The following is a 13,925-nucleotide window of genomic DNA, read 5'->3' as shown; positions in this document are numbered from 1 at the left end:
GAGCGTCTTGGAAGCAAGAGTCACGGCGCGTATGGTTAATTATTATTAACTGATTACCGCCTACTGGTGCGTAAACAGCTTCATTTTTGACAGTAGTGGCACCCGTCACACTTGTCCAGAGTTCAACTTGGCAATCGTAAGGAGATGATGGTGATGGCGAGCAGGTACCAGCCACTCAACGAGCCAACTGACCGCGAACGCGCCAAGGCAGAACGGCGTGATGCTCTGTTAAGGGAAGCCACCAGGCTCTTCGCCCAGCACGGCTATGCAGGGGTGTCCCTGGAAGACCTCGGCGCGGCCTGCGGCATATCCGGTCCAGCGGTCTACCGGCACTTTGCTGGCAAGCAGGCAGTGCTTATCGCTTTGCTGGTTGACATGTCCAAGGACATCTATGCCGGTGGCCAAAAGGCCTGCGAAGCGGGTGGGTCACCGCTTGAGGTCCTCTCGCGCCTAGTTGATTTCCATACCGACTTTTCCCTTTCGCGCCCGGATATCCTGCAGGTCCAAGACCGCGATCTCAAGTCGCTGCCGAAAGCCGAATTGTTGTTGGTCCGCAAGCTCCAGAACTCCTACATCGAGTTATGGACCAATGAACTGGCGAAATTGCATCCGGCCGGTAGCAAGCAGTCCCACCGTTTCCGGGCCCACGCAGTCTTCGGTTTGCTCAACTCAACCGCTCACTCGGCGCACTCGCCCAGAACCAAAAAATCAGGCTTGAAACCACTATTGTCGAATATGGCACTCGCCGCGTTGACTTCCCCGGTAGTGTAGATCCCAAGCCATTGTTCCGCAGCGTTCCGAAACCGGCATGCTGACCCACCCGATTGAAAGGCCTTTATCGTGCAGCTACGTGAAGTCCGCCCTTCCGACTTGGACGCATTCTTCGCTCACCAGCAAGAACCCGAGGCGAACCTCATGGCCGCTTATCAGGCGCGTAACCCAGCCGACCGCGCGGTATTCGACCACCACTGGAACTCGATCTTGAACGATCCGACCGTTCTGGTTCGCACCATCGAGCACGAAGGCGACGTGGTGGGTTCCATCTTGGTATTTGACGGTGAAACCCCAGAGATCAATTTCTGGACTTCCACCAAGTACTGGGGCAAGGGAATTACCACCAGCGCTGTGGATGCCTTCTTGGCCGAGTACACCAAGCGCCCGCTGACGGCACACGTTGTCCAGGACAATCTGGGATCCATCAAGGTCCTGGAACGCCGCGGATTCAAGACCATCGGCACCGAGCAAATCTTCTCAAACGCCCGTGCCGAAGTAGTGACCGAAAACGTAATGCAGCTGGACTAGAACTTACGCTCTATTCAGCCTGAGACCGCAGGAGCTGGCCCATGAGGGCCGGCTCCTGCGGTCGTTTACCCGTGATTATTGCCGAGGTCCGTAATACCCCTTGCCGCGGTCAATGTCTTCACGTGCTTTGCGCAATGCTTTCGACGTTTCCGGGTCACGGCTTTCCAACTCGTCGGCCTTTCGATCGAGTCCCCTGAATGCGCCGATGATAAAAGGAAACGCGCACAGCACAATCAACGCTGCGACGATGAAAATGGAAGCTAAATCCATAAAATCTCCCGGAGAGTCAGTGCGGTCCAAGGCAAAACTACTCAAAAAACAGGCAAGGAGCCAGAAATAATCCCGGCTCCTTGCTTGCATGCACGTAGTTACTTGCTGTTATTCAGCAAGCGCCATGCCGCGCGGCGTTCAGCCTGTATATGTGGATCAGGCACCGGAGCGGCGGCAAGCAATCGCTTGGTGTAGTCATGGGATGGCGCATGGAGGACGGTCTCAACCATTCCCTGTTCCACGGCCTTTCCAGATTGCATCACGACAATGGCATCAGCCAGCATGTCCACCACGGCCAAGTCGTGGCTGACAAACAGGCAAGCAAAATTAAAGTCCCGTTGCAGATCCTGGAGCATTTCCAGCACCAATGCCTGTACCGAAACATCCAGCGCGCTGGTTGGCTCGTCGGCAATCAGCAATTCTGGATTCAAGGTCAACGCGCGGGCAATGCACACGCGCTGACGCTGGCCCCCGGAAAGTTCGTGCGGGTAGCGATTGATGACGTTGCGAGGCAGCTTAACCGCATCGAGCAATTCCTCGGCACGCTTGATGCGAGATGCCTTAGTTCCCACCTTGTGCACCACCATTGGCTCGGTGATGCATTCGCCAATCGGGAAGCGGGGGTTGAGCGAAGCAGCGGGGTCCTGGAAGATAACGCCGATCTGCTTGCGCACTGCGCGCGCCTGCCTAGTAGACAACTTAGGGAGGTTCTGCCCCTTGACCGCCAAAGTCCCTTCAGCCACCGGCAACAGGCCGAGTACAGCCTTGGCGATGGTCGACTTGCCGGATCCGGATTCTCCCACGATGCCCAGAACTTCGCCCTTGGCAACATCAAAGCTCACGTTCTCCACGGCGCGGAAAACTGTTCCGCGCATGTCATATTCCAGCACCAGGTTCTTGGCTTCCAGCACCAGTTCACGTCCGGCCGGTGCCGTCGCCGTGCTGTGCGGAGCATGCTCGGCGATATCGATGGGAGCCGATAGACGCGGTACGGCAGCCAGAAGCCGCTGTGTGTATTCATGCCGCGGGTGTAACAAGACCTGGTCCACAGTCCCGGTCTCCACCAGGTTGCCCTGGAACATCACGGCGACTTCATCGGCCATGTCAGCAACTACACCCATATTGTGGGTGATCAACAGGATCCCTGTATTCAGCCGGTCCTTCAATTCACGAAGCAGATCTAGGATCTCGGCCTGCACTGTTACGTCCAGTGCGGTAGTGGGCTCATCAGCAATGATCACCTTGGGATCACAGGAGATGGCCATGGCAATCACGATGCGCTGGCGCTGGCCGCCGGAGAACTGGTGCGGATACTGCTTGATCCGCTTGGCTGGTTCGGGAATGCCTACCATATCCAGGAGCTCGATAGCCCGGTCGGTGGCTTCTTTGCCGTAGGCAATGTCATGGAGTTCCAAGGCCTCGGTTAGCTGGCGTTCAATGGTCAATACCGGGTTCAGCGCCGTCATCGGTTCCTGGAACACCATCGCGATGTCGGTGGCGCGCATCTTGCGGATCTTGCCCTCATCCAGGCCGACCACGTTGATGTTTCCGACCTTGGCGGAGCCTGCGATGGTTGCATTATCAGGCAGCAGCCCCATTGCGGCCGTGGAGGTCACGGACTTGCCGGAACCGGACTCGCCGACCAATGCGACCACCTGGCCGGGACGCACTGTCAAGGACAGGCCCTTGACCGCGTGAACATCGGGACCGGAAGTTTCAAAGGTGACGTTGAGGTTTTCGAAGCTCAGTGCGTAGCCTTCTGAGCCCTGGTTTTCAGTTGGTGCTACGTGGCTCATGGCTTCTCCTTGCGAGTTGGCAGGGCAAATAATCCGGCGCGACGGCGACGCTTCTTGCCCAGCTGACGAGGGTCAAAGGCATCGCGCAGGCCATCGCCGAGGAAGTTGACGGCCAAGGCGATCATCACAATGATCATGCCCGGCCACCAGAACAGCCATGGACGAGTGGTAAAGGCGTTCTGGTACTGGCTAATCAGCAAGCCTAGGGAGGACTCTGGAGCCTTGACCCCGAAGCCGAGGTAGGACAGCGAGGATTCGAGAAGGATGGCGCCGGCAATGGCAAAGGTCGCGTTGACCACGATCACGCCCATGGTGTTTGGAATTAGGTGCTTGAAGATGACGCGGCTGGTTTTTGAGCCCATGGCCTGTGCAGCAGCGACATACTCGCGTTCGCGCAGGCTGAGGATTTCACCACGCACCAGACGAGCCAAACCGGTCCACGTCACCAGTCCAAGGACCAGAGCCAGCGTGATGATCGATCCAGTGGAAGCGCCGGCAATCTTTCCCAGCACTGCGGCAAGCACCAGCAGCGGGATCACGATAAACAGGTCGGTGATGCGCATTAGAACTTCGTCGACCCAGCCACGGAAGTAGCCTGCCACAGCACCGATAATCGTGCCCAGCACGGTTGACACCACGCCCACGACAACACCGATGATGATGGACTTCTGAGTGCCGTTCATAACGAGGGCAAAATAGTCCTTGCCCACGGAGTCTTGGCCAAAGGGGTGCTCACCCCATCGAATGCCTTCTCCCCCAAGCCAGGTTGGAACCAGGCTCATGGTCGGCTTGCCGCCGTTGACGACGAGTCCGGCTTCATAGAAGGACTGATGCCACCAACCCGGCAGGGGGCCCCAACCGATGGAGCTGAAGGCAAAGATGGTAATGAAGACCAGAATGACGGCTGACACCATCGCCGGCTTGTGGCCCATGAATCGTTCAAGAACGATGCGGCCCTGGCTCTTGGAGGTCTCGTCTGCCCGAGCCAGCTTGGCATCTTCCACCTCGGCGACCGAGGTCAGGTTCTCCGGTAGTTGCTCATTGGGATTTTTGTTCGTGGTGCTCATCGATATTCCTTAGGGTTGCAGACATGAATGTTTTGCATTGCTTCATGCCTCCTAAACGCGGATACGCGGGTCAAGCATGGCGTATACGATATCCGCCAGCAGATTGAACAGAATTGCAGCACTGCCGGTCACGAGGAAGAACGCCATCACCGGCGCCGGGTCGACATGGTCCAGACCGGTTGAGAACATTTCGCCCATGCCTTTCCACCCGAAGACGCGTTCGGTGATGACCGCACCGCCAATCAGGCCGGCGAAGTCGAAGGCGGCGATGGTGGCGATGGGAATCATCGCGTTTCGGAAAGCGTGACGGAAAATCACGGTGCGTTCGGACAGTCCCTTGGAGCGAGCCGTACGAATGTAGTCCTGGCGCTGCACTTCGAGCATCGAGGAACGTGTGTAGCGGGAGTAGCTGGCCAGGGAAATGACGGCCAAGATGATAGTCGGCATTAACAGCTGGGTGGCATTGTCCAGGAAGTGATCCCAGAAGCCGCCCTCAAAGTTTGCGGTCGAAGAGCCAATCGTGGCGATCGGGCGTCCCTTGAGATCAAGGAATCCAGGCCATGCCCTGAACAAGTGGTCCATTACGGTCAGCATTGCACCGACGACTGCGGTGAGGATGGATACCGTCATGGCGGCCTTGCGCAGGCGGCCTCCCATGAACCGCCCAACCGCGCCGGGGATGACCACAGCGAGGATCAAGCCGATCAATAGCACCCAGGCGTTCGGGGTCGCGAGCATCCAGAACGTTGCGTAATACGCGGCCAAGACCAGGGCGACGGAAATCAGTGCCGGATAAAGCACTCTCTTTTCCTTCAGGCCAACGCTCATGGCGGTGGCGCTCAAGGCGACCAAAGCGGTCAGTATGACGATCACCGCCGGGCCCATTTGCGGGAAACGATAGAAGTTCAGCCATACGCTGTACTGCAAAAGAAGCGGGATGAAGACGGCAGCGATAACAAAGGTCAGCAGGCGGCGCTTGGCCGAACCGCCAAGGAACATTTGAAGGAGCACAGCAATAACGAGGCCAACAACGATGGACGTCCCCACCGATATCTGCGGATCAGCCAACCAGTCGTTGTAGCTAATTGCAAGGTATTCCTTGAGCAATACTGCTGCCCAGAAAACCGGGAGCGAGAAAAACAGGAAGGTCATGAACGTGATCAGGTAATCCAGGCCCGAATACTGGCGGATCGCGGTGAGCACACCAATGGCAATACCCAGGATCGCTGCAATGACGGTCGCCAGCACCACGAGGCGCAATGTGGAAGATGCCGCGTTGGCAAGCAATCCGGAAACTTCAACACCGTTGATGTTCTGGCCGAGGTCGCATTGGCCGATGAAGCACTTGCTCACACCGGTCAGCCAATCCCAATACCGCCCGTACCACGGTTGATCCAGGTTCATATACTGGGTGCGCTGGGCCATCAGGTACTCTCGGTTATCCGCGTTACTTTCGCGAAGGTCCTTGAGCGGGTCGCCAGCATTGATCACCAACACGTAAAGCAAGAGCGAGGCAGCTAACAGCACGGCGAGTGCCGATCCCAGTCTCTTAGCAATAAATTTCCACACGGTTCTTATGTCCTACTTTCATCTCACGGTTGCGAGCAGACCCTGTAGATTCGGGGCCAATGAACACACTGCGGGGCCCGACTCTTGATCGGGCCCCGCAAGTGATCACTCACGTTGAGCAACTTTTCGCCTAGGGGCGATTACTCGGCACGTGCCCACTGCTCCGCGTTCCAGACGATCTGGTCCTGCGTTGCGGTATGGCGGACATTTTGAATATCTGAACCCGAAGCGCTCAGCCCAGGGTGCGCGAAGACTGGAATGCCAAAGAGGTCATCCCACAGCAGCTTCTCGATCTTCTTGGTCTGCTCTGCGTGGACCGCTGGATCCAGCGAATTAGTCAAGGTGTCCCAGGCTGCGTCTACTTCCTTGTTCGAGTACTTGCCGAAGTTCTGCGGCTTACCCGTTGCGTAGATGTTCTCGCCGGAGCTGATCTGTCCCGAACCAGCCCATGCGAACAGTGCTACTTCGTAGTCGCCTCGATCCTGAGCGCCGTTAGGCGAGAAGAAGTCAGCGGAGCCTTCATCGGAGATCTTGAATCCAGCTTCGTCGCAAGAGGACTTGATGGCGGCGACTTCGTTGGCGCGGCGCTCGTTCGGTGCCGAGTAGCCAATGCGGATCTCGGTGCCGACGGCATCTTGCTCTTCGAGGATCTTTTTGGCGCCTTCGATGTCGACCTGATCGTAACGTCCGTCATAGGCCGAATCAACTACTTCCTGGTAGTTATCCTGGAACGGGAAGACTTCGCGAGCGTTCATCACGATGGCGTCCGGGTTCAGCGGCTTAATCAGGTTGTCAACGATCTGCTGGCGTGGAACACACATGGCGAAGGCCTTGCGTAGTTCCAGATTGGTCATGGCGTTGCCTTCGGCGAAGTTGAAGTCCAGGTGTTCCCAGGTCAGGGTGTCACCCTTTTGGATGTTGATGGCCGAACCCAAATTCTCCAGCTGGGCCAAGGTATCAACCGTTGGCTGCGGGTTAATGACGTCAACGTCCTTGTTCTGCAATGCCTGTACCATGCCTGCATCTTCGAGGAATCGGAAAGTCAATTCCTTTGTTGCAGGAGGGGTGCCATAGTAGTTTTCATTGGCTACCAAAGTCACCGATTCTCCGGCCTTCCAGCTACCCAACTTGTAGGGGCCAGAAACTGGGCTGATCTTCTCATCTGGAAGCTTGCCCGGATCAGTCACCCAGCCTTCGTTCCAGAACTTCGCTGCCTTCTTCAGCTTGTCAGAATCGCCGTCGCGTACAGCCTTGACGAATTCCTCCGTGCTCAGGCCGCCTTCCGTGGCGACAACGTGAGCGGGCTGGAGCATCCATGACTGCAGCGCCCAGTCCGGGTCCGACTCAGCAAACTCAACTGTGAATTCCTTGCCATCCCAATCGCCCTGTGGGCCCTCTGGAACGGTGTCACCCAAGTCAACTGATACGGAGTTGAACAGCGGCTTGTCCTTGGAACCTTCGTTGAGGTTCAGATTCTGTACTGCCCATGCCAGAACCGAGTCTGCGACGGTGATTGGTGTTCCGTCCGACCACTTGGCGTCCTCATTGATCGTGTACTTGATCGTCAGTGGGTCTTCGCTGACCTTTTCGTAGCTGCCCAGGGCTTCGTTCTGGTACAGCGTGCCATCGGTGCCGAAGTAGCTAAAGCCAGCGAACATGCGGTCCACAATGGACGAGTTGTAAGTGGAGTAGGTGTTTGGAGTGAAGCCGTTGTAGCTGATGAACTCCGGTGCGCCAACGGTCACGTTGATGGTGCCGTCCTTGGTGGTGACATCGCCGAGATCAGCCTTGCCGCTGTTGACTGCTTCAGCTGAACCGTTGCCCGATCCTTCACTTTGCGAAGTATTGCTGTCGGAATTGCTTCCACCTGGGGCACATGCAGACAGTGCCAATGCCAGGGCAGCGCCCGCAACTACTGCTTTCGAAACGCGCTGAAACCGCATTTCGCCTCCTTGAGATCGTGATGATACGAGTTGTGAATCGGTGTGATTCCTTGTGGACCAAATCACATGACCGATCCATTGAGGAATACACTAACCCGAATTTTCTGGCTTGGATAGAGAAAGACTCGTTTCACATCTCCCCGCTTGAACTGTTCTTGAGAGCCATTTGCAACGAGCTTGTTACCGACGAGTTGATGCGACGCGCGCCACATCCGCGAGATTTCAAGGGTTTCTTTCAGATTGGGAAAAATCAATCAGAACGCGTGCGTTACGACTATGTTTCAAGGATGGTTTTATAACAGTTTTGCAACGTTTGCTTCAGTTTGAAAAAATCTGAAATATTCGTTGAATATGACGAAGCCTGAAGTTCCCGAAAACGAAAATGGGCCGTCGAAACCTTCCGGTTTCGACGGCCCATCAAGGCGTTCTGTGAATCTGGCTAGATCAGGGAAGCACCTGGAATCGCACCCAGCAGGTTGCGGGTGTATTCGCTCTTGGGAGCATTGAAAATCTCGTCGGCAGTTCCCTGCTCGACGATCTTTCCATGTTCCATCACGCAGACATTGTCCGCGATCTGGCGAACTACTGCCAGGTCATGGGTGATGAACAGGTAGGTCAGTCCCATATCCCGCTGCAGTTCATCCAGAAGCTCCAGGACCTGCGCCTGGACCAAGACGTCCAACGCAGATACTGCCTCGTCGCAGACGATCATCTCAGGCTGCAAAGCCAGTGCACGGGCGATGGCAATACGCTGGCGCTGGCCACCGGAGAGCTCATTCGGGAATCTGTGCATGGTCGAAGCCGGCATGGATACCTGCTCCAGCAGTTCCTTGACCTTCTTCTGGCGCGACGCGCTGTTGCCAATCCCGTGGATTCGCAGAGGCTCCTCGATCGTTCGATAAATAGAATACATCGGATCTAGCGAACCATAAGGATCCTGGAAGATCGGCTGCACGCGGCGACGGTACTTGAACAATTTCTTTTCGCTCAAATTCCCGATCTGTTCGCCGTCGAAGACGATCTCACCCTCGGTCTTGTCCAAGAGATTCAGCACCATCTGGGCGATGGTGGACTTTCCGGAACCGGATTCGCCCACCACTGCCGTCGTGGTGCCCTTCGGAATTTCGAAGGATACGTTGTCCACCGCGGTGAACTTGTCCTTCTTGCCGAAGCCCTTGCGGATGTCATAGACCTTGGTCAGGTTGCTCACCTTCAGCAGGGGCTCGGCCCGGCCCGGAACGATTTGGTCAACAATGGCCTCATGCTTGTCGCCACGCTGTGCAGACAAGGACGGAGCAGAGTTGATCAGCCGTTTGGTGTATGGATGCTGCGGGTTGCGCAGGATATCCAGCGCCGGGCCGTATTCAACGACGCGACCCTTGTACATCACTACAACTTTTTCCGCGCGCTCGGCAGCAAGCCCGAGGTCATGGGTGATCAACAGGACCGCGGTGCCCAGCTCGGTGGTCATCGTATCCAGATGATCCAGAATCTGCTGCTGGACGGTTACGTCCAAGGCACTGGTGGGCTCATCGGCAATCAGCAGGCGCGGACGGCATGCCAGTCCAATAGCGATCAGTGCACGCTGGCGCATGCCACCGGAGAACTCGTGCGGGTATTGTCCTGCGCGAACCTCCGGGTTGGGCAAGCCTGCATCAGCCAGGACCTGGGCGACGCGTTCTTTGGGGTTATCCCCCGCAAGGCCGTTGGCCTTCAGAGTTTCCTTAACCTGGAAGCCAATCTTCCACACCGGGTTCAAGTTGGACATTGGATCTTGGGGAACCATGCCAATGTGATTGCCGCGCAGTTCAACGAATCGTTTTTCGCTGGCGTGCGAAATGTCCTCGCCATCGAACAGGATCTGGCCTGAAGAAACCGAACCGTTGCCGGCCAGCAGACCGATAGCGGCCAGTGCCGAGGTTGACTTGCCGGAACCGGACTCGCCCACAATGGCCACGGTCTCCCCTGGCATCACGGTGAAGTTTGCATCGCGCACAGCGTGTACTGGTCCATCAGGAGTGGAGAAGGTAATCGCCAAGTCCTTGATTTCCAGCAACGGCTTCGGTGTTGCAGTTTCAGTCATCGTCTAGGCTCCCTTCCGGGCCTTGGGATCCAGTGCGTCTCGCACTGCATCGCCGAGCATGATGAAGCTCAAGACTGTCACCGACAGGAACAGGGCAGGCCACATCAGCATCATCGGGTTATTGCGAAGCTGGGTCTGCGCGGATGAAATATCGTTGCCCCAGCTCATCACGTTGCCAGGCAATCCGACACCGAGGAAGGACAGCGTCGCTTCGGCAACGATGTACACGCCCAGGTTCACGGTCGCCACAACAATGATCGGTGCCAGCGAGTTTGGAATAACGTGCTTGAGCAGCGAATTGAACTTGGACAGCCCCAAAGCGCGCGATGCTTTCACATAATCGGCGCTCCGCGCTTCGATCACAGCACCACGGGTAATTCGAGCCAGCTGCGGCCAGCCGAAAATCGCCAGCGTGATAATAACGGTCCACACGCTTCGGTAGTCTCGGAATGCAGGAAGCTGCATCACGATGATGGCTCCGAGGATCAGTGGCAGCGCGAAGAAGATATCGCCCAAACGTGCCAGAACGGCATCAATCCATCCGCCATAGAAGCCGGCCAGCGCACCCAGCGCGCCGCCGACGATGACAACGATCAGAGTGGTGAAGATGCCAACCAGCAGCGATGCGCGCGTGCCGTAGATGACGCGTGAATAGATATCGCAGCCCTGGAGGTTGAAGCCCATGATATGCCCGGCCCGGCCAGGTTCATTCGAGTTTTCAAGGGCGCAATAGGTTGGGTCCTGGGAGCTGAACAGCTGCGGGAAAGCCGCGACGACAATGATCGCAAGAATCAGGATCGCGGAAATGATGAACAGCGGCTGCTTGCGCAGTGAACGCCAAGCCTCGGCCCACATGGACAGCGGCTTGCCGGTTTCCTTGACGGAGTCGACGGCCTGCAGCGGCGTCTCGTCCAAGGGAGCGACAAAATGCTCGATCTTGTACTTGGAAACTTTGCCGGCGCGGACCTTGCTGATGGGCAGGCCGTCTTCCGGATTAAAATTCTGGTTCTCAGGCATAACGGATCCTTGGGTCAAGCAGTGCGTACAGCATATCCACGATCAGGTTGGCGACGACGAAGACGATCACCAGAACACCGACGATGGCGACAACGGTCGGGGTTTCGCCCTTCTGAATTGCCTGGTACAGCAGGTGTCCAACACCGGGCACGTTGAAAATGCCTTCGGTGACAATTGCGCCACCCATCAGCGAGCCGAGGTCCGCTCCGAGGAATGTCACGACAGGAATCAGCGAGTTGCGAAGGATGTGCACGGTGACAACGCGATTGCGGCTCAAGCCCTTGGCAGTGGCGGTTCGCACAAAATCGGCAGTTTTGTTCTCAATGACCGAGGTTCGGGTCAAGCGGACCACGTAGGCCAGCGAAACCAGGCCTAGCACGAGGGCCGGCAAGAAGAGTTCGCCCCAGGTTGCCGCGCCGGAAACGGTGGGCTTGGCCCATTCCAGTTTCACGCCAACAACGAACTGCAGAACGAAGCCGAGCACGAAGGTTGGCACAGCGATCACGATCAGCGAAGCAACCAGAATGGTCGAGTCGAACCACTTGCCCTTGCGCATACCAGCGATGACACCGAAGATGATGCCGAAAATGCCTTCAATCAGCAGGGCCAGAATCGCAAGGCGTGCGGTGACTGGGAAGGCGCGGCCCAGCAGGGCGCTGACTTCCTGACCGGAGAACGAGGTTCCAAGATCGAAGGTCACCAGGTTCTTCAGGTACAGGCCATACTGAACCCAGAATGGCTTGTCCAAATTGTATTGGGCTTCGAGGGCTGCACGAGTCGCATCGGACATCGGCTTGCCACCGGAGAGCGCGGCGATAGGATCACCGGGCGTGGCAAAAACCAAGAAGTACACCAGCAGTGTTGCACCGATAAATACCGGGATCAGCTGGGCAATTCTCTTGAGCATGAAACTTAACATGCGTGCACCTCACCTCGAGATGCTGGACGGCACTTGGCCATTATTTCCCTCTTCCCGTCGATAAGTATCTCGACGTTTATTTTTGGGAGGCAGATCAAACATGCCAAAGGGAGACCCTTTGTACCTTGGGTCTCCCTTGACATGCCTTTCAGCCAATTTCGGACTTGAACAGTCCGAATGCTGAAATTACTTACTTACCAGTGATTTCGTTGTAGATCGGAACGCCGTTCCAACCGAACTCAACGTTGGCGACGTTCTCGCTCCAACCACCCTGGACTGCTTGGTACCACAGCGGGATGGCAGGAAGATCCTTGAACAGGATCTCCTGGGATTCGTTGAAGATCTTTGCGCCCTCAGCTGGGTCGGTTGCAGCAAGGCCCTTGGCCAGCGACTCGTCAAATTCCTTGCTGGAGTACTTGCCATCGTTCGAACCTGCACCAGTGCCAAACAGCGGGCCCAGGAAGTTGTAGAGCGATGGGTAGTCGGCCTGCCAGCCCGTGCGGAAGGCACCGGTCATGGTGTAGGCGGTAACCTTGGCGCGCAGTTCCTTGAAGGAGCTGAACGACTTTGCGGTTGCGTTGATGCCAAGGTTGTTCTTCAGCTGGTTGACAATTGCCTCAACGAATTCCTTGTTGCCGGCGCCATCAACGTTGTAGCCGATGGAGAATTCCTTGTCAGCGTCCCACTTGCTGATCTTGTCAGCGTCAGCCCAGAGCTTCTTGGCTTCGGCATCGTCGAATTCGAGGACTTCGCTGCCAGGCAGCTTGTCGTCGTAGCCTTCGAGCACTGGAGCGGTGAAGTCCTTGGCGATAACCTTGCCGCCCTGGTACACCTTGTCGATGATCAGCTGGCGGTCAATTGCACGCGAGATCGCTGCACGGCGAAGGTTGCCCTCTTCGTCCTGCTTGAAGTGATCCAGGTAGCCGGGAATGGTGATGGTCGCGTTACCAGCGTATGGCGAGTTGACCGAGCGGTCGCCCAGGTCAGACTGGTAGGAAGCAAGCTGGCTCGGTGGAATCTGGTCCAGCACATCCAGGTTGCCGGAAACCAGGTCCTGGTAAGCCGAGTCGGTGGACTGGTAGACCTTGAAGTCGATGCCGCCGTTCGCAGCCTTGCGTGGGCCGTCGTACTTCTCGTTGACGTCCATCTTCAGGTTGACGTCGTGGTTCCATTCGGTCAGCTTGTACGGACCATTGCCAACTGGCTTTTCGCCGAAGGCCTTGGGATCCTCGAAGGCTGCCTCTGGCAACGGCATGAAGGCGGTGTAGCCCAGACGCAGCGGGAAGTCGGATTCCGGCTGGGAAAGCTCGACGGTGAAGGTGGTGTCATCAACAACCTTCAGGCCTTCCATCTTGTCTTCCTTGGACTTCTCGGCGTTGACCTTGTCGAAGCCCTTGATGGACTCGAAGAAGTAGGAGTTCAGCTGAGCGTTCTTGGCTGCGGCACCGAAGTTCCAGGCATCCACGAACGAAGCAGCGGTTACTGGGGATCCATCGGAGAAAGTCTGGCCCGACTTGATCTTGATGGTGTAGTTCTGGGAATCCTTGGTCTCGATGGACTCTGCGAGTTCATTGACCGGAGCGCCCTTTGCGTCATAGCTGACCAGGCCCGTGAAGAGCAGGTCCATAACGCGACCGCCACCAACTTCGTTGGTGTTGGCCGGCAGTAGGCCGTTTTGTGGTTCGGTGGTGTTTGCGGTGACGACGTACGAGCCGTCTGCTTCGCCGCCTGCGGAATCATCCGAACCGCCGCCACAAGCCGACAGGGTCAGTGCCAAGGCTGCTGATAGAACGACAGCCTTAGATGCGTGCGAGTATCGCATCCTATTTCTCCTCAACATAAGGTTGCTGCTTCTGCATTTCGCAGAGCCGTGCAGGCAAGCGTGAGCTGTAGCACGTAGTGAATGAGATTACATCAAATATTGCGAAACAACCAATGAATATTCATGAAAGCAATGCT

The 13,925-nt window shown here is 56.7% G+C and carries 11 protein-coding genes; 2 read left to right on the top strand and 9 right to left on the bottom strand.

The annotated features are described in order from the left end of the window. Positions 1 to 153 precede the first annotated feature (153 nt). Entirely contained in the window at positions 154 to 771 is a 618-nt protein-coding gene (locus tag AOZ07_RS05275) for a TetR/AcrR family transcriptional regulator (RefSeq protein ID WP_236995273.1), read from the top strand. Positions 772 to 840: 69 nt separating this feature from the next. Further along, the gene (locus AOZ07_RS05270; RefSeq protein WP_060701040.1) at positions 841 to 1,302 is read left to right on the top strand and encodes a GNAT family N-acetyltransferase; all 462 of its coding nucleotides are present in this window, start codon (positions 841 to 843) and stop codon (positions 1,300 to 1,302) included. 75 nt (positions 1,303 to 1,377) lie between these two features. On the opposite strand, the gene AOZ07_RS05265 is transcribed toward AOZ07_RS05270, so the two are convergent. The 9 genes from AOZ07_RS05265 to AOZ07_RS05220 form a co-directional block, all read right to left on the bottom strand. Further along, the gene (locus AOZ07_RS05265) at positions 1,378 to 1,662 is read right to left on the bottom strand and encodes a hypothetical protein (RefSeq protein WP_060701039.1); all 285 of its coding nucleotides are present in this window, start codon (positions 1,660 to 1,662) and stop codon (positions 1,378 to 1,380) included. Between the two features lie 8 nt (positions 1,663 to 1,670). Further along, a complete protein-coding gene (locus AOZ07_RS05260) occupies positions 1,671 to 3,368 on the bottom strand; it encodes an ABC transporter ATP-binding protein (protein ID WP_060701038.1) in 1,698 nt (565 codons plus the stop codon). Beyond that, positions 3,365 to 4,435 carry an ABC transporter permease gene (locus AOZ07_RS05255; protein ID WP_060701037.1) on the bottom strand — a complete coding sequence of 357 codons (1,071 nt, stop codon included), beginning with the start codon at positions 4,433 to 4,435 and terminating at the stop codon, positions 3,365 to 3,367. The genes AOZ07_RS05260 and AOZ07_RS05255 overlap by 4 nt, the downstream gene beginning before the upstream one ends. A gap of 51 nt (positions 4,436 to 4,486) precedes the next feature. Further along, a complete protein-coding gene (locus tag AOZ07_RS05250; protein ID WP_060701036.1) occupies positions 4,487 to 6,004 on the bottom strand; it encodes an ABC transporter permease in 1,518 nt (505 codons plus the stop codon). 140 nt (positions 6,005 to 6,144) lie between these two features. Then, the gene (locus AOZ07_RS05245; RefSeq protein WP_060701035.1) at positions 6,145 to 7,947 is read right to left on the bottom strand and encodes an ABC transporter family substrate-binding protein; all 1,803 of its coding nucleotides are present in this window, start codon (positions 7,945 to 7,947) and stop codon (positions 6,145 to 6,147) included. 439 nt (positions 7,948 to 8,386) lie between these two features. Further along, entirely contained in the window at positions 8,387 to 10,030 is a 1,644-nt protein-coding gene (locus AOZ07_RS05235) for an ABC transporter ATP-binding protein (RefSeq protein ID WP_060701033.1), read from the bottom strand. A 3-nt stretch (positions 10,031 to 10,033) separates the two neighbouring features. Further along, a complete protein-coding gene (locus tag AOZ07_RS05230; protein WP_084793141.1) occupies positions 10,034 to 11,047 on the bottom strand; it encodes an ABC transporter permease in 1,014 nt (337 codons plus the stop codon). After that, positions 11,040 to 11,966 carry an ABC transporter permease gene (locus AOZ07_RS05225; protein ID WP_060701032.1) on the bottom strand — a complete coding sequence of 309 codons (927 nt, stop codon included), beginning with the start codon at positions 11,964 to 11,966 and terminating at the stop codon, positions 11,040 to 11,042. Before AOZ07_RS05225 ends, AOZ07_RS05230 begins: the two co-directional genes overlap by 8 nt. Positions 11,967 to 12,156: 190 nt before the next feature. Next, positions 12,157 to 13,788 (bottom strand): peptide ABC transporter substrate-binding protein, encoded by a 1,632-nt coding sequence (locus tag AOZ07_RS05220; RefSeq protein WP_060701031.1) that lies wholly within the window; start codon positions 13,786 to 13,788, stop codon positions 12,157 to 12,159. Between the last annotated feature and the right edge of the window lie 137 nt (positions 13,789 to 13,925).

The sequence above is a fragment of the Glutamicibacter halophytocola genome (assembly GCF_001302565.1).
Classification (GTDB): Bacteria; Actinomycetota; Actinomycetes; order Actinomycetales; family Micrococcaceae; genus Glutamicibacter; species Glutamicibacter halophytocola.
This window is presented reverse-complemented; position numbering and strand designations above follow the sequence as displayed.

What these genes read in the sequence shown, in the direction of transcription:
- AOZ07_RS05220 (WP_060701031.1), bottom strand. Translation starts at nt 13,788, where the DNA reads ATGCGATACTCGCACGCATCTAAGGCTGTCGTTCTATCAGCAGCCTTG.
- AOZ07_RS05225 (WP_060701032.1), bottom strand. Translation starts at nt 11,966, where the DNA reads ATGTTAAGTTTCATGCTCAAGAGAATTGCCCAGCTGATCCCGGTATTT.
- AOZ07_RS05230 (WP_084793141.1), bottom strand. Translation starts at nt 11,047, where the DNA reads ATGCCTGAGAACCAGAATTTTAATCCGGAAGACGGCCTGCCCATCAGC.
- AOZ07_RS05245 (WP_060701035.1), bottom strand. Translation starts at nt 7,947, where the DNA reads ATGCGGTTTCAGCGCGTTTCGAAAGCAGTAGTTGCGGGCGCTGCCCTG.
- AOZ07_RS05265 (WP_060701039.1), bottom strand. Translation starts at nt 1,662, where the DNA reads ATGCAAGCAAGGAGCCGGGATTATTTCTGGCTCCTTGCCTGTTTTTTG.
- AOZ07_RS05255 (WP_060701037.1), bottom strand. Translation starts at nt 4,435, where the DNA reads ATGAGCACCACGAACAAAAATCCCAATGAGCAACTACCGGAGAACCTG.
- AOZ07_RS05260 (WP_060701038.1), bottom strand. Translation starts at nt 3,368, where the DNA reads ATGAGCCACGTAGCACCAACTGAAAACCAGGGCTCAGAAGGCTACGCA.
- AOZ07_RS05275 (WP_236995273.1), top strand. Translation starts at nt 154, where the DNA reads ATGGCGAGCAGGTACCAGCCACTCAACGAGCCAACTGACCGCGAACGC.
- AOZ07_RS05235 (WP_060701033.1), bottom strand. Translation starts at nt 10,030, where the DNA reads ATGACTGAAACTGCAACACCGAAGCCGTTGCTGGAAATCAAGGACTTG.